The organism is Rhodopirellula bahusiensis, from assembly GCF_002727185.1.
In the GTDB taxonomy this organism is placed as follows: Bacteria; Planctomycetota; Planctomycetia; order Pirellulales; family Pirellulaceae; genus Rhodopirellula; species Rhodopirellula bahusiensis.
The window spans coordinates 55,115-79,152 of record NZ_NIZW01000010.1; the positions used below are offsets into that span (position 1 = coordinate 55,115).

The 24,038-nt window shown below is 55.7% G+C and carries 11 protein-coding genes and 1 riboswitch; of the genes, 1 reads left to right on the forward strand and 10 read right to left on the reverse strand.

Translation table 11 applies throughout. The annotated features are described in order from the left end of the window. Nucleotides 1–3: 3 nt before the first annotated feature. A complete protein-coding gene (typA, locus tag CEE69_RS14230) occupies nucleotides 4–1,884 on the reverse strand; it encodes a translational GTPase TypA (RefSeq protein ID WP_099261302.1) in 1,881 nt (626 codons plus the stop codon). A 150-nt stretch (nucleotides 1,885–2,034) separates the two neighbouring features. On the opposite strand from typA, the gene CEE69_RS14235 reads away from it, so the two are divergent. Continuing rightward, nucleotides 2,035–2,919, forward strand: a complete 885-nt coding sequence (locus CEE69_RS14235; protein ID WP_233215226.1) for an NAD-dependent epimerase/dehydratase family protein — start codon at nucleotides 2,035–2,037, stop codon at nucleotides 2,917–2,919. Here the strand turns inward: CEE69_RS14235 and CEE69_RS14240 are convergent. The 9 genes from CEE69_RS14240 to CEE69_RS14280 form a co-directional block, all read right to left on the reverse strand. Then, nucleotides 2,891–3,448 carry a DUF6580 family putative transport protein gene (locus CEE69_RS14240; RefSeq protein WP_099261303.1) on the reverse strand — a complete coding sequence of 186 codons (558 nt, stop codon included), beginning with the start codon at nucleotides 3,446–3,448 and terminating at the stop codon, nucleotides 2,891–2,893. The genes CEE69_RS14235 and CEE69_RS14240 overlap by 29 nt on opposite strands. Nucleotides 3,449–3,525: 77 nt before the next feature. Next, nucleotides 3,526–3,744, reverse strand: coding sequence for a DUF1289 domain-containing protein (locus tag CEE69_RS14245; RefSeq protein ID WP_099261304.1), 219 nt, complete (start codon nucleotides 3,742–3,744; stop codon nucleotides 3,526–3,528). Continuing rightward, entirely contained in the window at nucleotides 3,741–9,830 is a 6,090-nt protein-coding gene (locus tag CEE69_RS14250; protein WP_099261305.1) for a DUF4465 domain-containing protein, read from the reverse strand. Before CEE69_RS14250 ends, CEE69_RS14245 begins: the two co-directional genes overlap by 4 nt. 33 nt (nucleotides 9,831–9,863) lie before the next feature. Then, entirely contained in the window at nucleotides 9,864–10,679 is an 816-nt protein-coding gene (locus CEE69_RS14255; protein ID WP_099261306.1) for a DUF1559 domain-containing protein, read from the reverse strand. A gap of 147 nt (nucleotides 10,680–10,826) precedes the next feature. Further along, a riboswitch (cobalamin riboswitch) is annotated at nucleotides 10,827–11,071 on the reverse strand. A gap of 106 nt (nucleotides 11,072–11,177) precedes the next feature. Further along, nucleotides 11,178–12,299, reverse strand: coding sequence for a prenyltransferase/squalene oxidase repeat-containing protein (locus CEE69_RS14260; RefSeq protein WP_233215227.1), 1,122 nt, complete (start codon nucleotides 12,297–12,299; stop codon nucleotides 11,178–11,180). Nucleotides 12,300–12,325: 26 nt separating this feature from the next. After that, the gene (locus CEE69_RS14265) at nucleotides 12,326–18,115 is read right to left on the reverse strand and encodes a peptidase (RefSeq protein ID WP_099261308.1); all 5,790 of its coding nucleotides are present in this window, start codon (nucleotides 18,113–18,115) and stop codon (nucleotides 12,326–12,328) included. Beyond that, a complete protein-coding gene (locus CEE69_RS14270) occupies nucleotides 18,112–20,586 on the reverse strand; it encodes a hypothetical protein (protein ID WP_099261309.1) in 2,475 nt (824 codons plus the stop codon). The genes CEE69_RS14265 and CEE69_RS14270 overlap by 4 nt, the downstream gene beginning before the upstream one ends. Continuing rightward, complete coding sequence (locus CEE69_RS14275) at nucleotides 20,583–22,898, reverse strand: BatA domain-containing protein (protein WP_099261310.1); 2,316 nt, start codon at nucleotides 22,896–22,898, stop codon at nucleotides 20,583–20,585. The genes CEE69_RS14270 and CEE69_RS14275 overlap by 4 nt, the downstream gene beginning before the upstream one ends. Continuing rightward, entirely contained in the window at nucleotides 22,895–23,935 is a 1,041-nt protein-coding gene (locus tag CEE69_RS14280) for a DUF58 domain-containing protein (RefSeq protein WP_233215228.1), read from the reverse strand. Before CEE69_RS14280 ends, CEE69_RS14275 begins: the two co-directional genes overlap by 4 nt. Between the last annotated feature and the right edge of the window lie 103 nt (nucleotides 23,936–24,038).

Below are 24,038 nucleotides of genomic sequence, written 5' to 3' on the forward strand. Positions count from 1 at the left end.
GGATCAACCGTTGCGTCCTTGGCGACGACGATCGGATTCCTTCAGAAGAATCTTACGCAGGCGAATTGATTCGGGAGTCACCTCGACCAATTCGTCGTCCTCGATGTATTCGAGGGCGGCTTCGAGAGACATATCGCGTGGTGGCTTCAGGATGACGTTTTCGTCACTGCCGCTGGCACGCATGTTCGTAAGCTTCTTCTCACGGCAGGGGTTCACAGTCATGTCATTTTCGCGAGCATTTTCGCCGACGATCATGCCTTCGTAAACTTCTGTGCTCGGTGGAACGAACAGCTCGGCTCGATCTTGCAAGGCGAACAAAGCGAATGGCATCGTCTTGCCGCCGACCATCGAGATCAACACGCCATTGGCACGTCGAGGCACATCACCTTCTACGACGCGATAGCTTTCAAATCGGTGGTGAATGATGGCGGTTCCGCGAGTGGCGTTGAGCAAGCGGGTTCGCAATCCGATCAGGCCACGCGAGGGAACGATGAAACGAAGCAGGCTGTAGTCGCCACGCTGTTTCATTTCTTCCAGTTGTCCGCGTCGCAGACCGACTAGTTCCATGACCGGCCCCATCACTTCGGTTGGGACTTCCACGCGTAGAGTTTCGAAAGGCTCGTGTTTTTTGCCATCAATTTCTTTGAAGACCACGCGAGGTTTTCCGACACTCAGTTCGTAACCTTCGCGACGCATCGTTTCAATCAAAACAGCGAGGTGAAGCACACCACGTCCGGCGACCGCATACGCTTCGGTGCCTTCGATCATCGAAACACGAAGTGCGACGTTTCGTTCGAGTTCCTTTTCCAAGCGAGCTTTGATCTGACGCGTCGTCACGTACTTGCCTTCACGGCCTGCAAGAGGCGATGAGTTGACGCTGAAGACCATTTCCAATGTCGGTTCATCGACTTTCAGTCTTGGTAGAGCTTTGCCGGTTTCCGGCGCGGTGATCGTGTCACCAATTTCGACGTCATCAAGACCTTCGAGTGCAATGAGGTCGCCTGCTCCAGCGGATTCGGCGGGGACTCGGCCTAGCTTATCGAAGACGTAAAGACCCGATGCTTTGATCTTTCGAACGATTGGATTTCCTGAGGAATCAATCGTGTGGACGTCCACCGCTTGGCCAGTCTGGATCGTTCCCGCGTTGACGCGGCCGACGGCGATCCGGCCAACGTACTCGCTCCAATCCAAGGTCGTGACCATCATCTGAAAGTCGGATTTGGTGTCGACGGTCGGCCCGGGCAAATGGTCAACCAACAAGTCCAACAGAGGACGCATGTCTTCGGTGGGTTTGGCTGGATCGTCAGTCGCGTAGCCTTCTTTGGCACTGGCAAAAACGTATGCGGCACTGTCGAGTTGTTCTTCTCCGCCCAGATCGGCAAGTAGCTCGAGTGCCTCGTCGAGAGCTTCGGGTGGACGACCATCAGGACGGTCGACCTTGTTCACCACAACGATCGGCTTTACACCGGCTTGCAGTGCTTTCTCCAGCACAAATCGAGTCTGCGGCATCGGGCCTTCCGCGGCATCGACCAGCACCAATGCACCATCGGCCATCCGGACAACACGTTCGACTTCGCCACCGAAATCGGCGTGACCCGGGGTGTCGATCAAATTGATTTTCACGCCGCGGTAGTGGACCGCGATGTTCTTCGACAGAATGGTGATTCCGCGTTCTTTTTCGATGTCGTTCGAATCCAAGATCCGTTCGCCTTTGAGCTCGGCGTCGCGGTACTGGCCACTTTGCCGAAGCAAACAATCAACCAGCGTGGTTTTCCCGTGGTCGACGTGAGCAATAATGACGACGTTTCGGATCTCATCACGAACAGCGGTGTTGTTCGAGGTATCGATGCCGGTGTCTTGAGAAGGGGATGCGGTGGAAGACAAAGGACAGCTTTCAATGGATAAACGTATCAGGCGGAAGCCCACGTTCTAACGATCCTTTCGAAAGTCAACTAGTCAAAAAGCGTTTTGCGTGCCCTGTGTTCACGCTAACGGCTTCTAAGTGGGTTCATTTTTGCATTTCGAGGTTTTTGCATGCTCGTCGCAGTCACCGGCGCGACCGGTTTTGTCGGTCAACACGTTGTTTCCAATCTGTTGCAGAACGGCCATTTCATTCGAGGATGGACTCGGCGCAACGATCCCCCTGAACTGGAGGGCGTGGTTTGGGTCCGTGGCGACCTGGATGATCAGGACTCAATTGAGCGGTTGGTAACGGGCTGTGATGCCGTGGTTCACACTGCGTTAGCTCGCGAAGGCGACAGCTTCATGGATGTCCCCGAGCATCCTCTCGAATACATCCGGACCAATTTGATGGGTTCGATCGCGCTGCTGGAAATGGCGTGCACCCACTCCGTGGATCGTTTTGTTTTTGTCTCGTCGGGAGCGGTTCATCAGAACGTCGTCGACCGTATTCCGTTGGATGAACAGCATCCGCTACGTCCTGGCTCGCTGTACGGGGCCTGCAAAGCGTCGATGGAAACCATGATCCACGCCTACGGCAGTTCCGGTCGAATCAACGCGGCGACGTTACGACCCGTCTCGATCTACGGAGTCGAGACCCCAGTTCAGAGCTCCAAATGGTACGAGCTGATTCAGTCGGTGGCTCATGGCGAATCCGTCCGAGCCGACGGCGGCGGAAAAGTTGTGCATGTTGCGGATGTTGCCGCCGCGATTTCGACTTTGCTCATGACGAGAGACGCGATCGCGGGAGAGACCTACAACTGCTGCGATCGTTTTTTCTCGGAGCACGATGTCGCGAAGCGAGTCATGGCGATCACCAATGTCGAAGCGAAGCTAACCGGCGATGCCAAGTCACCTGGTCGTGACATGTCATCAGCCAAACTGGAATCGCTTGGTTTCCAGTTCGGCGGAGTTTCCAGACTGGACGAGACTATTCGCCAACTCGTGCAGGAACAGTAGCTAGTTGAAGTTTTCCTCGCACTGCTCCAACGCTGTTTGCTGCCAAAGCGTAGACGCCGAAGAACAATCCGGTGTAAAGCAAATCGCCGGCCAGGGTGTACTGGAAGAATGGGATGGCAGCGGTGAAGCATGCCGTCAGTCCGGTCAAAGTTGACGGGTAGGCGACGAACCAAACGCCCAAGTTGGTGACCAGGAAAAACAGAACGCTACCAATCAGCGAACCAGCGACGATCTTGAACGCGTTGGCATTGGCACCCAACAACTTGCGACCGATGAAAACGTTCGCCAAGAGGCAACCGTAGACAACGGGCATCAGCGAGTGGAATCCGAGCACCGCATCGCTGACCAGCATCGCGATGATCACAGCCGCGGCCATGATTCGTGGCGAGACTGTCACTGCACCGGCGAACAAGCACATTGCTGCCAAAGGGGTGAAGTTGGGTGGGTGCGGAAGCAGGCGAGATGCGACGGCGACGCCGATCATGGCCAAGACGATTGCAAGACGTTGCAGGTTGCTATTTGGATTCACAGGAACACTCAATCAGGAAATTCAAAGGTACGGAAATGGGTGGGGCGAACAGGCCGAGCCCGTCGGGTGACGCGGCTTCACGATTCGGGTTCGCTAGGCACTGTTTGAACTGGGGGAGCTTGGGCGGCCCGCCGCTGGCGTACCAACCCAAGAATGGAACGTTTTTCTGCGGGAGATGCAATCGACCATCGGCCGATCTCGCCCAAAGTTCGGAAACATCCGACGCACAATTGTTGTTGATTCACTTGGCAAACCCCGATGCAGGGTGATTGCGGCGTATCAATCGGCCGGGTCATGCTCGATCACCTAACAACGTGAGATTGTCGAGCAAGTCATCGACCTCGAATGATGACGATTCACCATCCAACTCGCGACCGGTTTCACTCCACAATTGATCGATCCGATTCGCGGAAAGTTCGGCTTGCGAGGATCCGGCGATCGAGTGGTGTGGGGCAAGTTCAGTCGGCTCGGTGAGATCGCCGATGGATGCGAAAGCTTCCTGTCGTCGGCTAGAGTCGCTCGTCTCGGTCGAACCAGCGTTTACTGGGGCTGTGAACTGTGTGTCGGTTGGTGATAGCGAAGTGATCCGTGGATCGCTGATTTGTTCTCCTGACGCTGTGTCGCCATTGAGGTAGTTGATCACCTTCAATGCATCCAACGCTGACACGCGTCCATCACCGGAGACATCATAGAATCGGCCGATCAACTCATTGGGATCACTCGGAGTCGATAGCTCATCGGGCTCGCCAGAATTAAGTCGGTTGATGACCGTCAACGCATCGAGAGCGGTTACCTCGCCATTCGCGTTGACATCCTCGCTGCGGATCGCGTTTTGCCAAGGAGTGCTGGTGACCACGTGAACTTCAATCGAGTCCGCCACCAAGCGTTGCCGAACCAATCCGTCCGCGACAATGGGAACGCCGAGTTGCCAACTGCCGGTGAGTTGCAGGTTCTGACTTCCGATGCTGCTGATTGTCGGAGCGTTGGATCCAAGCAATGCGTTCAGTCGAGCGGAATCCAACTGATAGGTCAGCGGCTGGTCGGCGGAGGACGCACCCAAAACAAACTCCTCAAAACCAACCACGCGATTTTGCAACCAAGTGGCCAAGTCGATGCGTTGCGATCCGCTTTCTTCCGCGATACTGTCCGATGGCTGAAGGATCAATCTGTCAAATCCTTCCCCGCCATCGATTGATGTGAACCAGGTCGTGTCGAGCACGACTTGATCGTCGCCGCCACCCATGTCGATGGTCACCAAATTCGTTGCATCTACGATTGAACCTATCGCGAGCGTTTGCTGTTGGCCATCGAAGGTGACCTCAAACGCTTCGTCTAGTTCACGCGACTTCCAAACGGTGTTGTCACGGTTGTCTCGCAAGACGAGTTCGTTCTCTTCCACCGCGAGGGTTAGGTCAGACGGCTGATAGTCGATGAGTGTGAACGACTCTTGTTCGGCAGCGGCCGTTTGGTAACCGGGATCACTGAGTTCGCCTGCGACTTCGAGTGAAAGGCGAACTGTTTGGTTGGACTCAGACGCGAAATCCATGTTGGCTGACACAGAGATCGTTTGCGGTTCGCTCCAGTTGTCTGGCGTGAATGTCAAGGTTGTCGCGTTGAGAGAGAGCTGTTCGGAAGCGTTGACGGAATCAATCATCGCCTCGATCGAAATCGTCACGTCCGACTCGGGACGCTCGGTCAAGCGGACTTCATAGAGATCAGCCGTTTCGCCCTCGGTGACTTCCGGAGAGTCTTGCAGTCGAACGACTTCGATTCCAGGAGTTTCGTCATCTTGGATGGATACTGCTACGTCGCTGGGGCTGTAGCCGTCCGCGGAGAAAGTCCAGATTGCATTGCCATCCGAGTTGACCGTTCGATCATTCAAGATCGACACTGGAACACGGATGGAATCTGCTCCTGCGGGAATTTCGATGGGAGTGTTCATCGAGAATCGGGGATCGTCCGACTCGAATGAGATCGGAAGAGGCGAAGTCAGATCGGCTTCATTGCGGTGGATCACGACCGATGTCGGCTCGACGGTCACCTGATCCAAAATGATGTTGTCCGCCGCAAAGTAGGCGGGCGTGTTCATTCCAAAGTCACCGACGTCCGATGATGACAGGTCGAATCGCAGCTGAGATGCTCCGTCCAGCGAAGTCAGGTCGATCGTGGTCCATTCATCGACGATGTAGTCCAGCGAATTGTCTTCGAAGCGATAGTCCGCGAGGTAGAAGTCGATGGTGCCAAGGGTCTCGCCGGATGAGTCCAAACCGACAATGGTCAACAAGAAGTAATCCGGGTCGTCGCCGGATTCTCCACCGAATTGCTTTGCGAATGCATCGCCTTGCTGCATCGACAAGGCGGCGTAGGTGTTGTTCGTCACGGCAATGGATTCGAACCGTGCGTCGGCCATTGTTTCAGGCAGCGAAACGGTTGGGGCCGAAGCACCGCTGCCGGTACCAATCAAGAATGTGTCCGATGATTCACCACCACCGGGTCGAGCCGCACCCAGGTTGGAATACGCGGCGTACTGGTTCGAATAGCCGGCCGTCATCACGTCGGTCACATTGGACGCTGCCCAGCCACTCCAGAAATCAAACTGTTCGTTGTAGGTGTTTGGGAACTCAAGTGGACCCGCCTCAATTTTGCCGGAGAGGTTCGACCCATTGTCGAATGATTCCGCATCAAGGTTCACGCCGGCGTCCTCGACGTCGACGATGATGCTTCGTGACTCATTCAATAAGCCGTTCGAAGCATGAGCGACCGTCAAGGTTGGCGAGTCATCGTCCTTGATCGTCAATGAAATGGTTTGCGGATCAAATCCATTCGCTGACGCAGTGATTTGAACGGCGTGTTCTCCTTCGGCCGTCAAATCGTTGATCAACTGGATCGGAACAGTCACGCTGTCCTGACCAGCGGGAATCATGATGGAAGCGGGCACCAGGACGTCCGTTCGATCGGATGAGAGGCTCACCTCCAACGATTCGCTGTCATCGAGTGTTTGGCGATGGATGGTCAGTTCGGGCAGGCCTTCGCTAGGAGCAGCCAGCTGCACATCATCGATCGCGAAGTAGCCTGGCGTGTTCATCCCGAACTGGCCGACGTCGGTCGAGGCAAGTTCAAAATGCAGTTCCGTTGCCTCGCCGATGGAGGTCAGGTCGATCGTTGTCCACTCGTCAACGATGTAGTCGAGCGAATTGTCGTCGGCTCGGAAATCGGCGAGGTGAAAGTCCACTTCTCCGATGGACTCGCCATTGGCGTTTCGTCCAACGATTGTCAAGACAAACGTGTCCGGATCATCACCGGACGCACCGCCAAACTGCTTGGCGAAAGCGTCTCCGTTCAGCATCGAAAGTGCAGCGTAAGTCGTGTTGGTGACTGCGATGGATTCAAACGGGCGGGAGTCCGCGGGCCGCCGGATGACCGCGTCGGCTCCGTTGAACCCGATGGCGTAGGTGTTTGACTCGCGAGCGCCTTCGCCAGGGATCGCGGAGTATTGGTTGAAGAAGCCCGGCGTCGATGTGTCTGAACCGCGACTGATTGAGAATCCGGACCAGCTGTCAAAACCAAACGCGTTGCTGAATGAGTTGCCAAACGTAAGTTCACCATCGACGAACACGCCGGACGGTCCAGCGTTGTTGTCAAACTCGTCCAGTGTCAATGCGCGTCCGAGCGATTCGAAGTCGCCAACGGATTTGGCGTCGGATTCCAGAAGTGGCTCTGTGGGGCCAGTCAGCGTGAGGTTTGCCGAATCTGAATCCAACACGACCCTTTCCAGTCGTGCGGTTTCGAAGCCTGGAGTGCTGGCTTCGATAACCCAGTCCAGGCTGCCCGTGAGATTCTGATCCGATACCACGGTCCAAGTCACCTCAGCGGACGAAGCGCCAGCTGGGATGATGACTTCCGTCGGTCCATCCACACGATCACCGAGCGACTGTCCGAGTGTCACAGTGATTGAATCCTCCGAGTTCGCTGCTGGTCGACTGACAGACAATCGCACGGACTGCCCTTCGGTCACCGCGTCGAGCGAGTTGCCATCTGAATCGAGCAACGCCAATTCAATGGCTGGTTCTTCGTCGTCGACCACCGCGACATCGAAATCGGTATTCACTGCGTTCACGCTGGATGCCACGATCGTGAATGTGCTGCCAACATTGATCAGTTCGTTGTCGATGACTCCAATTGTCACTTCGGAAGAATCAAATCCGGTCGCAATCGTGACTGACGATGGCATCGTCAACAATTCGGGATTTGGATTGGTTAGAGAGACGGTGAGTGGTTCGTCCAAAGATGCATCATTGCGACGAATGATTGCGGTCACCGTCTGAGCTGGAGTGGCCTCGTTCAAAGCAGCTGATGGACCGGTCGCGGACAATGCTCGCAAGTCATCGTCGACAAGTTCCACAACGACAGTCGTTCCAGCGTGACCATCTGCCGTCGCCGTCAACTCAGTGGACTGAGTCGGAGAAAACTTCTCGTCGTTGGTGATTGATAACGCGACGGAGACCTCTCGTTGGCCCGCCGGAAAAGTCACCGATGTTGGGAAGTTCAGCCGCGAATCGGGAGTTGCGGAAATTGTGACCACAAGCGAGGCGGATACGTCGACATCGTTGCGGCGAAGCGTCAGCGTGGTGGCGGACTCGCCTTCCGTTTGCTGGATCGAATCACTGGAGAACGTGAGTCCCGTCGCATCGTCGTCGAGTATGTTCAACGGACGAATTCGAGGTGCTTGCAGGTCAGCAGTCGCGGTCAGGCTGACTTGTTCGTCCGGTCCGGCCAATTCATCGTTGAAGGTCGAGACCGTGAATTCGGCGTAGTCTGCGCCCGCCGCAATTGTGACTTGAGTCGGAAGGCTCACCAGCGAGCTGTCCGAATTCGCGATCGAAACGGTCATCGGCGAACTGTTGTTCAACGCCGGTCGAGAGACGCGGCCCGTCATTGATTCGGGCTCGAGTAAATTCGCGTCTTCCAGATCAAAGGCGACCTGTGGACGACGCACGACCACATCATCGACCGCAAAGTAGGTCGGCGTGTTGATCCCAAAGTCGCCAATATCGGATGAGCGAACTTGGAACTGCAGGGCCTCAGCATCCTGCAGCGATGACAAGTCAACTCGGACCCATTCGTCCACGATGAAATCGTCAGCGGAGTTTTCGAATCGAAAGTCTGCCAGAGCAACAGTCACGATTCCAATCGAATCGCCTGCTGCGTCGAGCCCATGGATGTCGACTTCGAAGAAATCAGGGTCGGTGCCGTTGTCACCGCCAAATTGTTTGGCGAATTGGTCACCGTCGGTCATCGAAAGAGCAGCGTAGGTCGTGTTGGTGATCCATAGCGAATCGAACTGGGAACCGACCTCGGGATCAAGTTTGATCGTCGGGCGGTCTTCGGGTTCGGCGTATTCGGAGTAGAAACCGACCGCGAAAGTGTCCGACCCTTCTCGGCCTTCTCCCGCGAAGGCACTGTACTGATTCGAGAATCCAGCGGTGGTGGTGTCAGTGGCTTGTGAAACGGACCAGCCCTGCCAGCTTCCATACAACGCGTTGTAATCGTTGTTCAGGGTGATTTCGTCTTCGCTGAAACCCTCGGGGGCTTGGTTGGAGAAGCTTGCGCCGCCCAATTCGGATCCTAGCGTTTCGAAGTCAATGATGGCCGCGCCCGTCTCTTTCGCGTGGAGCACGGCGACGCCATCGACATCCAATCCGGCACTGCCAACCGTGGGAGTTGGGTCATAGATCGGATCGCCTTGTCCGTCGAGCGATGTGCCGTCACCGACAATATCGACCAGCCGAACGTGCGTGATGGCGGTGACATCCAGTCCGGCACTCCCGCGAAGTTCTTGCAGGTCGAACGGCGTGCCGAATCCGCCGCGATACTTGCCCGCGAGGTTGTCCAGATTGGTAGGGTCAACCGAACCAAAAGCGCCAACAGAAGAGTCCGTAAGAGAATCACTTTCAAAGCGGACGAAGTTCACACCGTCAGAAGAGACTTCGACGTAGCCCAGTTCGAGAAACATGTCCGAGAACGAATTTTCAAACACGGCAAAGTCGAATCCCAGTCCGTCTCGGATGGGTTCGTCGAAAGTCAGCGTCAGCGTCCCGGAACGACCTAGCGAAACGATGCTGCCCGATAGTCCTTCGGCGGGACCGAGGGCTTCGGAAGCGTCCTGCCAAGCAGCGTCGACTTCGGCGCCCGCATTGTATTCCGCCACGCCAGAGGCCCATCCCACGATGGCGGGCGACTCCCGGTCAATCGCGGTCGAGCCCACTTCACCTGCCGCAGGAGCATAAGGTCCGGCAGCAAGGAGTTGACGCGATTCGAGATTCTCGATGGCCAAATGCAATTGGTGACGACGAGCGAAACGGCTTGATTTAAAAGGGTTCACGGCAGATCCGGTGAGATTTGATTCAAAGATGTATTACAGGGTGGCGTCATCATGTCCGGCTCGCGTGCAAAGCGCCGCCAGGATTTGCAGATCGAGTTGCTCTGTCAGAAAAGAGACCGAACTGTCCGCGCGGAGGATCATCACGCCACCGACGTGAAAGCTACGCATGTCATTTTCAAAAGTGGGTGCTTGGTTGATCGGGAACGCCTGGTCGAACAAATTGCGTCCGTTGATCCATTGCCCATCGGGAAAGGCGGCGTCTTCCGAGACCATCACGGTGTGAGAGCTTCCGTCCAATACGTCTCGCATCGCGAGGGCTCGGTCGTGAAGCATCATTCCGTTCGGCGGATCGTTGCGGCCTGTGATGCGCTGACCGTAGATTCCGCCGTAGTCCGAGGCTCCTCGGCCCTGCATCAATCCGCCTGATCGAGGCGTGCTGGGACAGAGGTAGGCTGGCAACACGGTCGCCGCAGCCGGTTCGTTGTCCAACGCATCGAACGGCAGTCCAAAATCGATCTGTTCATTCAGCCCTGACTGTTCCATGAAAGGAAGCACAAAGGCGGACCATGCGAACTGCTTTCCGTTTGGAAACTGAGGCCGCACCTCAATGGCACCCGGTGGGAACTTGTTGTGGGCAGCATGGTAGTTGTGCAGGGCCAAACCAATTTGGTGCAAGTTGTTTTGGCAGCTTGCTCGACGCATCGCTTCACGAGCCGCTTGAACCGCGGGCAATAGCAAGCCAACCAAAACGCCGATGACGGCGATCACAACCAGCAGTTCGACCAAGGTAAAGCCTTGGGTGGAAACGCAGCGATAGCGGCGGCGATGTGAACGAGCGGACGGGACCATGTGAAGCAATCGTGTCGATTCGATGCAGACGCCAACGGTCGGGGAGTACCCGCGCGGGAATTGCCTGCAAGATTCGAACTGGGATTCTACGAAACAGCCAAACGAAACAAAATTTCGCCTCGACACCGATCTCGCCCAAGAAGATCACATAGCGTCCGTTTCGTGGTAGGTCTTCTGACTCCCGATGCAATCTCGCAAGCATTCGCCTTCTCGTCCGTCACGGAAAATTCCGATCAATGACAATGGCACAAGAGGAATGTTTGCTTGGAAGTTGCTAAATCAACAACTTCGCATCGGATACAGCGGCCGGGCCGTCTCGGAATCTCACCGAAGTTCCCTGTTCCCAGCGACCCAAGCTTTGGATCACCGGCACCACGCAACGTTGCGGGTAGTATTCCTGCGTCTGTTTCGATTGTCAATCCAATTTGATCGGCCGGGGCCTGGCGAATCAAAATCACCCGGCGATTTGCGGGGAAAACGCTTCAGCGTGGCGTTTGTCTATCGCTGGTAGATCGGCAAATAGTGGTAGCGAACGCTGAGGCTGAGGATGGCCAATGAGGTCGCGTAGGCGACGCCCACGTTTCGTTCTTCGCCCTGATGGCTGACCCATGATCCGTTGTCGGCCTGCAATCTCAGCAACAGTTCTGGGACAATCTTTGCCGCCGTCGTCGCTGCCTCACCACCAACTTGGTGCATGCCCTGAGCGTAGTAGTACATGCCGTAAAAGAAGAATCGCTCGTTCGTTCGCGGAGGGTGTTCGAGCAACCACGCGGCGGATCCAGCCACCAAAGGCGAGTCGTACTGGCCGCAAGTTTGCATGGCCAGCAATCCTGCCGAGGTCATCGTAAAAGCGGGATGGTGCGTCCCTGGGGTGTAAGCAAAGCCACCAACCTGCTCACGAGGTTGCCCGTTTTCATCCAGGGGTGAAGTGTAAGATTCTTGCAAGTATTCCACCGCGAAATCGATGGCTTCTGCTGGAACGTCCAGGCCATCATTCTTTGCGGATCGCAACGCCATGACTTGCCAAACCGACACAGACAAATCCGAATCCCTGGAATCAGGTTTGTATCGCCATCCACCTTGTAGGCGTTGTGGCTTGCGAACGGATTGCGACTTCAAGATGACTTGGATGGCCTGGACCAGCGCGCTGTGAATTCGAGTATTTTGGTCGATGGTCGCACCCATCCCCAGGATCTCGGTCAGCATCAACGTCGTGATGCCGTGCCCGTACATCCGCGATCCATCGTGATGTCCAAAGTAACCCTTGGTTTGGTTGCGAGGCTGCAGCACGAATTCAATCGCGCGACTCATCGCTCGCCCTTCGGGAGTGCTCGGTTCCGGAATCGTTCCAACCGACGCCAATGCCATGATCACCAGCGATGTCATCGCGGTAGCGGTGCCGCGATCGGCGATCGAGCCATCGTCCTTCTGAAGTCGAAGCAGGAACTGGACGCCCTGGTTCACGGATCGATCAATGGAATCGTCAACATAGAGATCCGTCAGGTCTTCGTCGGCGAAAGCGAGTTGCCCGAATGGTCTCGGCGTTGAACCGAACAAGCTTGCAACAGCGATTCCTGTGCCAGCCATCGCGTGGTGGAGCCAGGTTCTTCGGTGGATCATATTTCGTTCGAAATCACTCATGGAGTTCACCTGTCCGATCGTTGCTGGGATGAGGTGGACTTTGCCGCTTCGGCTGAGACAGCTTCAAAGTAAGCCTGGACCGCTTTGCGATACGTCATTGGGATACGAACTTTGCGGTCCTGAACGACTTCGTCGGTTTGCCGCTCACGAAGTGCTCCCCAGTCGCCGTCAGCGATGTTCCAATCGCTCGCGTCAATCAACGAATTTTCGCGGTTCTGCCCTTCGCCGTTTGCGGGGTTGTTTGCTTCAGAACTGCTCTGTTGTGCTGACTCTTGGTCGGATGGTTGGGATGGCTCACCCGCTTGAGCAATCTGTTGCAGTTGTCGCTGTCTTTGCTGTGCAAGATTGCGGATGGCTTGTTGAGCGGCCTCGGCCAATGTCGAAGAGGCTTGGCCGGACGTTTGTTGCTGGCTCGAACCATCCGGCGAACCCGATTGGTCGGAAGCTTGGCTCGGAGATCCGTCCGATGGTGATTGCCCAGATGAACCTTCCGAGGACTGGTCCGATGGCTGGCTTTCGGAGTTTTGTTGTGATTGCGAAGATTCTGATTCGTCTGATTGAGCTTCGATGTCTTGCGATTCGGGAGGCGGCGAATGGAGCGCTCGGTCCAACTCATCGAGCGTTTTGGCGAGCTTTTCACTTTGCGGCGAAGATGGTCCGTCCTTGGAATCACTGCCCGTTTGGTTGTCGCCAGCAGAATCATTCGCACTCTGCTTCGCGAGTGCATCGGCATTTTCTTGCAGCTGAGCGGCTGCATCGGCGAGCCGTTGATTCGCCTGTTGGGTTTGACCAGATTGCAGTGATTCTTGGGCGGTGCTCATCGGTTGTTCGTTGACCGATTCAATGTCGTTTGCGATTTCGTCCAAGTTCGCGGCTGCCGTTTTGTTACCAAGTCGCTCTTCGTGTCGTGCCGCTCGTCGAAGCTCCTCCGATGCCATCGCGACGGATCGCTGCAAGCGACTCTGTTGGTTTGCGAATTGCTCATTGGACGATTCTGGTGACTTCAGCGAATCCTCGATCGCGAGCGATTTTTGATTGGCGTCGAGCGACTTGGACAGGTCTCGTAGTTCTTCGGTGGCCTGCTGAGTGACTCGCGAAAGCAGTTCAGCGGCGGGGTTGGCTGCGTCCAAGTTTGCGACCGCTCGATTGCGAGCGTCTTCGTATCTCTGGTTGGCCTGGGATTCAGATTTGCGTGCCAAGTCGCGAGTTTGCTTCGCAGCGTCGGCAGCCGATTGTGCTTCTTTGACTTGAGCTTGTTTGTTCGTCACTTCCTTCGCAGCCCACTCTTCGCCCGGATGCTTTTTCTGCTGTTCCTGAGCTCGGTCCAAACTCTTTTGGGCGTTGCGTTCCTGGTTCTGAGCCTGCTGAATCCGGCGGCCCGCCTCGTCGACGTTGCGGCTCCATTGTTGGTTTTCTCGTTGCAGTGACTGTAGGTAGCTGTTCTTTCCGCGACGCTGCATCGATTCCAATTGCCGAGCCGCTTTGGTTCTCGACTGTTCGTTGTTGTGCAAAGCGTTCTTCTGAGATTCATTCGCTTTGTCATTGATGGCAGAAGTCTGGTTTGCCGCCTCTTTGACCGCTTCACGAAGTGACTCATTCGCCGCCTGCAGTTCATCCAACAGGGCATTGTCGTTCTGGACATCGTTGGTCTTTTGAGTTGCCTTTAGAAGCTGATCGCGAATTTGTTGGATTTCTCGCTGGGTCGAAGTTTCGTTGGACCAATTGCTGGCTTGATCCGCCATCGTCAGCAAGTGATCTCGTACCGCGTTGGCTCGAGCAGAAAGCGAACGCAATTCATTTCGAGCGACTCGTTTCCGTTCGGAAAACTCTGAATCAGATCGTTCCAAATTGCGACGCAATGCCGTTTCTTCATTGGCGGCTTCGCGAACCATCTGCTCGGCAGCGCGAACGGTTTGATCCGTGATCTCTTGCAAGGAATCTTGCATCGGCTCGTCAGTTGGCAACTTTTTTTCGAGCTGTTCGAGCAACTGCTCTGGAGTCATCTGGTTTGCTTTCGCGACCGACTCCGCAGCGCCAAACTGGTCGTCCGTCGGCGAGTTGGAATCGGAGTTGGGCGAAAACTCGTTCAGTGTTTCTCGAGTCTCGGACGCATCTTCGCCCGAGTCGACTGCATCAAAGTGATCGGCGATCGCTTCGAGGGTTTCTGAAAGATCGTCGAGTGATTGTGTTGCTTTTTCAGGCTCGTTTTCGCGAAGCTGGCTGGCGACTTGTTCGGTTTGTTTTTCGATGGCAGCGATGGCTCGGTCCGCATCGCGAGCAGCCTGCGCTTCGTCGGCGTCGGAGTAGTCGGCGTTGTTTGCTCGGTCTGCCAGTTGCTCGGCAATTTCGCCCACTTGGTCCTTCAACGCCTCAAACTTCGATTCGGCATCATTCGCGACTTCCGCGGGTGAGTTTGGGCGTTTGGCCTGATCCTCTTCGATTGAATCGCTTTGTTGCTTCGCTTCCTCGGCTGCCTGACGAGCTTGGTCTGCCAAACTAGCTGTCAGGCCCCGAAGAAATTCGCGAGCCTCTTCCATTAGAGGATCAATCGCAGCCCAGCTCGATTGATAAGTTTTCAGGATCGTTTCGAGCGGGATCGCGGCAGAGACGATTGGCTCGTTGGACCAGAGTCGGTGATCCATTCGCTCGCGAGCTTGGTTGGCGTCGTGGTTCCAACGAGTTTCTTGGAGTTGTTGTCCAGTCTCTGAGTCCAAGCCGAGGTGCCGGATCTGTGCCATCGGGATTTCGTTGGCGACCTGAATGTACTTCAGGCGAAGTGGTTGTTGGATGACTGAATCGGTCCAGTCGATTGGGTAGCGTTCGCGGTCAGCAACATACTGCAGTTGTCGAGCAGCGCGATGCAGCTTGTTGCCCGATTCCAGTGTCATGACTGCCTTTGATACTTTGTCGAAGAAAGCAACCGAATCGAGATCCGAATTCTCTGGCGAGATGAATCCTTCCGCCGTGATCGCATCCAGCGTGCGGACAATCAGATCGAGATCCGCGCTGGTGATCACCTGCGAATCCGTTCTTGCTTCTTCAACTTGTTCGATCCGCCCAAGTCGTCGCAGGATTGTTGCACGAAGCTCCAGAAAGTACTCGGCGTGAACTTGCTGAATCGCCTTTGATTCAGTCAAGTCGTTTGAATTGCCTCGTTCAGATAGCGACACCGTCTTTCGTTGCTGATCGGTCCATTGTTTTCCGGTGCGGTTCAGCGTTCGCAATGGCCCGGACCAGCCGATGGGTTCGGCAGTGAACTCTTTGGTTGACGAAGCGATTTGATTGAAAACGTTCCCGCTGACCAGACTGTGCACACGCAGTGCCTGAATGTCTTTTGCGAATTGTTTGATGGTGTTTCGGAAAGGCCTTTCTGAATTGCCATCTTGAGAGGTGCGAAGCTTTTCGAGTGCATCGGAGATGCTTTGAGTTCGGTCATCAACGAATCGATGAATTCGCTCGTGAAGTTTGTTTACCTCCTGGGGGAGGTCCGAGTCCAATGACTTCAGCAACTGACTGATTTGAAGCAGTTGCTGTTTCAGGAGTTCGCTTTGGCCAGGCAGTCTGACGATGGGGATATTCGAATTCGCGTCGCCAAGCATCGCGGCGCTTGTTTGGATGGTCTGCAAGTCCTTCGATAGTCCGCGAGCCAATTCAACTGCGAGAGTCGCTTGGGAGAAATCGATCGAGCGTGAAGTCAGTTGAGTGAGGGATCGCAGGTTGCCTACGTATGAGCCAGCGAGTCGTTTGCGCTGTGAGGCGAGTTCCTTGGTTGGTAGCTGTTCGCCGATTCGTTGCCAGGCTTGGTAGTGCAGCGTCGTTTGCTCGAGAGCATAGTTTGCCGCCGAATCCAATTGCGACCACTGGTCAACCATGACCGGGTCGCTCAGCAAGGAAAGTCGTTTATGAATTGAGATCTGTGATTCTTCATTCGGTGTGCCCGAGTCTTCCTCGCCGCCAAATCCGGAAATCAACTCCCACTCGGAGCGAAGTCTTTGGAACTGATCCGCAAGTTCCGGCTCGAGCAGAAACGATTTGGTCTCCGGCGAATCGATCGCTTCTTTCATGCTGGTTTGAATGCCTTCACCAATCAGGTTCAGTTCTTCAAACCAGGTTGTGATTCGGCGAGTTAGCTCTCGGGTTTCAAAGAGGTCGTGGTGCCGGTCAGGATCAAAGTCTGACTGTGCAATGAAGACGTCGATCCAGTTGGATTGACCGCGATGCCCGGATCGATCCACCGCGATCAGACGCGTCTTCAGTCGACTGCCAGATGGAAGCGTGACATCGGGTTTCTCGCGACCATCGAATCGTGCCAAATCCCACTTGAGATTCACCTCGGCGATTCGGCTAGGCGTGTCCAGTTCCGTTTTGATTTCAGTCACGCCTTCGCCTTCGAGCAAAATTTGCTGGATGACGTGGTCCATCGGGACATCGTCTTCGAGGTGTCCGGTCAACGACAAAACGGCGGCGGGGGACACGATTTGCCGACGTTGCGTTGACTCATCCCACATTGCAATCGGATTGCGGTCGATCACCGGATCAATGGTGTAACGTGGCGAAAACGGATTGTTCAGGCCGGTGCCCGATCCGATCGCGTCCAGGCGGTAACTCCCCGGAGTTGAGATCGGGACCGTGATTTCGAACTGGTGACTGTCGGTCGAAACAGCGGACAATGCCAAACCGGAACCACGAGACGAGAACAACATCTCAGCATCGCGAACTGGTTGGTCGAACACCACTCTCATTGTGACTTTCGTTCCCACGAAAGCAGCGAGGTCACCGTGTTCGTCGGTGACCGTTTCGTTTGGCAATTTCAGATGCGTCGGGTACTGATACTCTTTGAGAAAAGAAGTCGCTCGCGGTCGCGGTTGGGGAGTCAACGTGTACCAAAGTGTCTCCGCATCTCCGGCCAAAATGCGATAGTCCATCGGAGTTTGCTGAACCGGCAAATTTGCGGAGTAGGTCGGAAGGCTGGCGTCGGCAGACACGCTAGGTTCAACGTCTTCGGCTGACCGTCGGACCATTCGCTGGCGTTCGGAACCAAGTTCATCGCGAATTTCTAGCCAGACTTCCGATCGGCCCAATCGATCCACCTCAACCATCACTCCGACGAGATCCCCTTCGGCGACCATCCCTGATGGCGGATCGGGTTGGATCAAGTGGATTTTGGTCAGCGAGGCGCGTTGAATCGGTGCGATTGGGAGCAGAACGCGGGCGAATCGACGTGGCAATTCCAGTGTCGGGATCAAACCCAACGCCGCGATGATGATTAACAAAGAAAACAGCACCAGCAATGTTTGTTGGATCAGTTTCCATGGCAGCAAACGACGGACTTCGATTCCGCCCATCTGATTGGCGACGTGCGTTTGTAGCTTCCGTCGAAAGTCAGGTGAACCGTTCAGATGTTCGACTTCGCTGAGTTCGACTGCCGAGAGAACTTGGCCCCGAAGTTTGGTTTGGGCCGTTTCGAAACTGCTCGCGACTTCCGACTGCGAACTTCGGAATGCGGACTTGATGCCGTTGCGATACGCCATCCATCCGGCGAAAGCGTACGCGAGGATGCTGAGGACGATCCGTGGTAAGGTTGTTGGACGCATGAAATGGTCGATCAATGCCAGAAGAATCATCCCGGCGATCAACATGGTCACGCCTACCGCGATTCCGCGACAAAACTGTAGCGTGGCACGTCGCCTTGCGAACGCGCGTAGCGCACCGCGAGTAGCGGGCAGCAGTTCGCTGGGGGCATGGTGATTCGTTGAGGGCAGTTCGCTCGTCAATCCGTACGGCACTTCGCTCATACCAACCCCACCTTTTTACGCATCCACCACTCCGTTGCCAGGAGTGCCAGAATGACCACAAATAGCCACCACGATTCCCAGATCAAAGTGTCCGTTTCGATGATTTGGCCCCGTGATAGCGGGATCAACTTGTTCAGGACGTCATCCGAAGACGACTCGTGGAAATAGCTTCCGCCACCGGCGCTGGCGATTTCTCGCAGAGTCGTTTCGTCAACTGCGACACGATCCAATTCACCTTTGCGAGTCGATTCGACCCAAATGGGTGCGGTCGCCTTCAATGCCGACGCGTCATAGCCACTCGCCCGAATTCGAACGCGGTAAGAACCAGGCGATAGCGGTTCGGTTTGACTCAAGTAAGTCTGCCGAGATGCATCGTCGAGTTTCATTGGGATGGTGGCGACGATTTGATCGTCTCGAATCAACAATGCATCGACGGTGGCGGATGTGGCGATACCCAGGTTGTCACCAGGTTGTCTTTCGTTGCTCAGCAGTCGAACACGGATCAACGCCGATTGTCCTGATTCGTAGTCGATTCTGTCGGTGCCAATCGCAACATAGTCATCTCGCACGGCGTAGGGAGGTTGCATGGCGGCAGTCAGCATTTGATTCCAAAATCGACCGTGCAGCTGGCTTTCGATTTTGTATCGCCAACGCCAAGTTTGGTCCGTCGCGAGGTAGAAAACTCGGCCGGCACCGAACAGTCTGGTGACCATCCAAGGCACTCGTGATTCCGTCGGCGTCGATGTGCCGGTTGTTTCCACGAATGCGTCTGCCCAAACTTCAGCGTCCGCGCGAGCTGTTGTCACCGGAATTGCGGAAGGGACTGGCATGCGTCGCCAAAGCTGCTCATTCGATTCGATGTCAGTGCTGAGCAACATGACCGGCTGAGAGCGTCCCGTCGCCGTTGGCCCGATGGATTGAACCGCGGGTTGTTGCCGCTGGTATTGAAGGAGGTCGTCGTTGTTGGACGTGACGGCGGGATCCACAAAGTCGACGGGCAAGAGTTCATTTAGCGATTCGATCCGCGAAAGGCGATTGTAACGCCCGTTGAGCATGATCAGCCCGCCTCCGCGTCGAACAAACTCACGCAAACCATCGGAATCCACATTCGTCCATTGTTCAGGTGGGACTTCGCCCAGCACGATGGCGTCGTAACGATTCCAATCTTCGGCGGTCGCCGGGACGTCACCGTCTTCGTTGCCTCGCCGGATCACGGGCGAATCCGTGCCGGGGCCGAACAAAACCGTGTCGACTTGCCACGCGGGATCTCGAGAGAGCAAGTTGCGAAGGTAGCGAGTTTCCCAACGTGACGACCCATCCAAAATCAGCAGTCGACGATCTCGGCTGGCCGCTGCGATTCGGAAATCCCAACGGTCGTTACCGGGCTGACCCAAGGTTGTTTGCCCGGTCTGATCGGTGTTGCGGATGGATGCCGAGAATGGCAAGACGACACTGTCGCGATCGACTCCCCTCACTTCATTGTCGGCAAGTTGGTTGGTGAGAGGTTCCATCGGAAGGTCAAACTCAATTTCCGTTTGTCCATCCTGTGTGGCCACAAATGTTTCCGACCAGACGACTTTCTCACCCGAGCGAACGTTAATTTGCAGCGATTCATTGATCACTCCAAAGTGCTTCGCGACAATCGTACCGGTCAGCCGTCCGTCCGACGCGATGCGTTCGGGATGCAAGACGTTGGTGATTCCGATGTCAGATGGTTCGTCGACGCTGCCAACGCCAATCGCATGGACTTGCCAGCCCGATTGGGAAAGTTGCCAGGCCAAGTCCGATGCGTCGTCGACTCCGGCCGAATCGCGACCGTCCGTCATCAAAACAACGGCCATAGGAGAGGCGGTTGCGTCGGATTCGTCGTTGGAGTTGGACGTCGATTCAGCCGAGGTAAGGTTGCCTGAAGAAGGCAAAATTGGACGAAGGGTCGCTGACAGATTGGTGGTGGTTCCGTTTGCTTCGATCAGCACGGTTTCAGAAGAAGGGTTCTGGGAATCATCGTCGAGGTCGTAAGACTTCCAACGCGACTGCGCTGCAGCGTCGAAACTCGTCACGTCAATCAAATGAGTCGATTGAAGAGTTTCAACCCAACCGCCTTGCTTGCCTTTACCAAACAGCTTTTCGACCGAGCGTTGCAGCCGATCGGGCGATTGCTGATCGGACGAATCGCGTTCGCTCATGCTCAACGATTGGTCAACCGCGAAGATCAGTCGAGCGGGTTGTCCGATGACTTGTCGGTGGTGCCAAATGGGGCCTGCCAGTAGCAGAATCGTGAGGATGATCGCGGTGGATCGGAGGGCAGGAAGAACCCAAGCGGCCGAACCGGTGAGTTGTCTTGTTTCTCGCAGGTACAACCAAGCGGCGGCGATTCCGGTGGCAATCGCAATCGCCAGAATTGCCCAGGCAGGCAGGTCCCACGAGAACCTTAGGCTGGCGAGCATCGGTGGAGTCCAACCGGGAATCATGGGCGACTCCCGGCGGAAGCGAAGGGAATCTTCCAAACGGTGGCAGCTGATTTTGGACGGCCGGCGAATTGTTGCCAAAGCAGTTCCGTGATCAGAACCATCAGGACCAGGAACATCATTGGTCGCCAAATCTCTTGGCCAAATCGATCGGTCGCCGTTGCTTCGACCAAGTCTTCCGGTGTGTTGAACAAGCGAGCTTGCAGGCGATTCGCGAAAGTTTCGATTTGGCTGGATTCCAAGGGTCGCAGATCGGATTCGGATGCGGGGATTTCCGCGACACGAAGCAGAATTTCAGCTGAGTCGGTTTTGGATTCTGAGTCGTTTGGTGGAGCTGCTTCATCCGCTCGGAAACGGTAGATACCAACCGAGTGTGTGTTGCTGAACACGTTGCTTTTGTGTTCGGAAGCCACACCATCGGGTTCCGAGTCGGGTTTGGCTTCCAAGGTTGATGTCGATTCATCGGGCGATGTGACAATCCACGATAAAGCGGTTTTGGGGACAAGCATCGGCTGTCCCGCGACCACGTTCATCGATTCTTGGTTGCTCACTAGATCCAAAATCAATTGCTGCATCATGGGCAAGTAGACGGAGCGCAGAGGCAATGTAGACCATTCAGAGTCGCAGCCGATCGCGAACTGAATCACACTGGACCGTCGAATCGCAATCGCCGCTTGGTCGGACGTTCGCAACAACACAGTGGTGGGATCGTCGCTCGAATCTTCCATCACCAGCCGACGGTATCTTCCAACTCTTACCTCTTCCCAGATTCCATCGCCAGCGTCCTGGAGCGATCCCCAAACGGTTTGTCGGCCTCGAGGTGGTTCAATTGCGAAGCCGAGATTTTCTTGTTCTTCGGCTGAAACAGTATCCTCGCTTTCGATGACTGATTGGACGTCCGATGAGGTGATCAGTCGATCGAGTTTCGCTGGCAACCAAGAAACGTCGTTCCATGATTCCGCATCCACCTGATCCCCGTCGAAGAAGACGATCCTTCCATTTTGGCCAAGGAACCGGTCGATGAGTTCGTCGTCTGTGTCGCTTCGAGAGCCGGCTTGTTTGACATTGGCAAAGACGATCACGTCCGGACGACGGTCGGTATTCATTGCTTGCCGGAGTTCGGTGGGCCATCGCGATCCAGTGAACACTCGGCTGCTGACCAGGTCCGAACGAGGATTCTCGCTTGCCCGTGAGTTCTCGTTCACGCTCGCGAATGCGAAGGGGCTGAGTGCCAATCGCAAAAAATCGGTTTCGCTCTTCAAGGGTTCGCTCGACGGATCCCCATCGACCAACCAAACGCGGATTTGCGGCGAGACATGAAACCCAAGCCGTCGGCGGTTGTCGGCGGCAATCGCGTCGCTGTGTTCGACGGCAAACGCCAATGTGTGATCGCCAGCAGAATCCGGCATGTGCGTGAATGAGATGCTCGACGTGCTTCGTGGCTCAATGTCGATGTTTGTTGTTTGCACCGTTTGCCCGTCGTGGATCCAGCGTCCAGTCAGTCTCGATATTGGACGGTCTGAATCGTTGCGAACTTTTGCGGTGAAGGTGACCGCTCGGTCTATCAGGACTGCGGGAGCGTTGGACTGCAACGATTCAACAACGAGATTGTCGAGCACGTCGTCGGACTGCGAAACGTTGAGCAGGTCCACGCGTGGAGTCGGAGTCATTCGGTCGAGCCGAACTTGCGCGTCTTCGACGGCATCGATCCAACGGTTTCCGCTCGTCAAACTGTTGGATTGAAAGTCGCCACAGATGACGATCCGTCGATTCGGATGCGAGGCTTCTTTGCAGGCATCCATGCAAGTCGCCAGTGCGCTCGTGTAGTCCGAAGGCGGCCCACCAAACCGAACTTCGAACAGCCCAGCCAACGCGTCACGCGGTGCAGATCGTTGAAAGGGCGCGGCGAGTTGGCTGGTCCGAAGAATGATGACTTCGTCGCCGCGCGATAAGTTTTCGATCAGCCCGTTGGCTGCTTTCAAGACTCGGTCGTGCCGGCCGGCTGCTTGCATCGAACGACTGTCATCGACACAAAGAATCAACGACAGAGGTTCGGACCCGGGCAGAGCCCGAGCGGAAGAGAGCAGAGGGCGAGCCATCGCGAGCGCCAGCAAAATTGGAATCGCACACCGAAGTGCCAGCAGAATCCACTGGTGCCACTGCATGCGGCGACGATTTTTCGTAACGACGTCCTGCAGTAAGAACATCGCTCCCCAGTCCATGGATCGATATCGACTTCGAAACAGCAGATGGATTGCCAAGGGAACGACGAACGCGAGGGCGCCTGCGAGTAGTCCAAGGTTGAGGAAGTTCATCGCGTGGGAACGTCCTCCGGCGATGGACTCGGTGTTGATTTAGCCGTTCTAGCTTCTTTGATTTTGGTCCCGTTGGCGGTGGATCTGGCAAGGTTCAGTGAGCCGCTGACACCACCTCCGCGTCGCAGCGTCACAAACCTTGCGAGCGCGTCGACGACGGGGACATCGGTTGTGATCATCGCATGGTCGACCCGGTTGCGACGGCAGGCTGCTTCCAGTGTCGCGTTGTGCCGCTGGAGCGATTCCATGTAGCGAGAACGAATCTGTCGCGAATCGATGATTTCGCGATGGTCGGTGTTTTCCAAATCACGAAATTCGATGCGGTCATGAAATGGAAAATCAACTTCGTCTGGATCAAGTATCTGCAGGAACACCACTTCCTGTCGCTGGGAACGCAAAGACGCGAGTGCCTTGCCAAGTGATTCCGGGTCGCCGAGGCCATCAGAGATCAGCACGACGAGCGAACGTCGTGGCAGTTTCAGCATCGCTTGGCGGATGACGGTTCCGAGATCGGTTTCGCCACCGCCCGAATCGCCGGCCAAGATCGCGAGCAACGATTGCAGGTGCGACGGCGTTGTTCGTGGTGGCAGCGACTCGCCAATTCGATCGTCAAACGCCATCAAGCCAACCGCGTCTTGGCTGGACAGCATCATGTAGGCGATTGCGACGGCGACGGCGGTTGCGTAGTCCTGTTTGCGTTTGCCAATCGATGTGCTGGAGTCGGCCAGCTGCAACGCTCTGCTGCCCGCGTATTTCATGCTTCCGCTGCGGTCGACCAGAAGAGTGCAACGGAGGTTGGTCTCCTCTTCGAATTCGCGAATGTAGAGGCGATCGCTTTTTCCAAAAGCACGCCAGTCGATGTTTCGCAGTTCATCGCCCGGCACGTAGGGGCGGTGTTCTTTGAACTCGACGCTGGAACCCTTGTGCGGCGATCGGTGCCGGCCCGCGGTCAATCCTTCCACCGCCTGTCTCGCAATCCACTGCAATGCGGCGGCGCGCGAAGCGTCTCTCGAAGAGAACAGATCGGGGAAACGCATGGTGGGCTGAATCAGGCAGGCGGCAGGCGGGCGCGGAATCGCAGCCAATATTCTAGTGCAATCGCTTCCGAAAGTCGCCGATGTAAAGCGAGCCCCAAGGCAA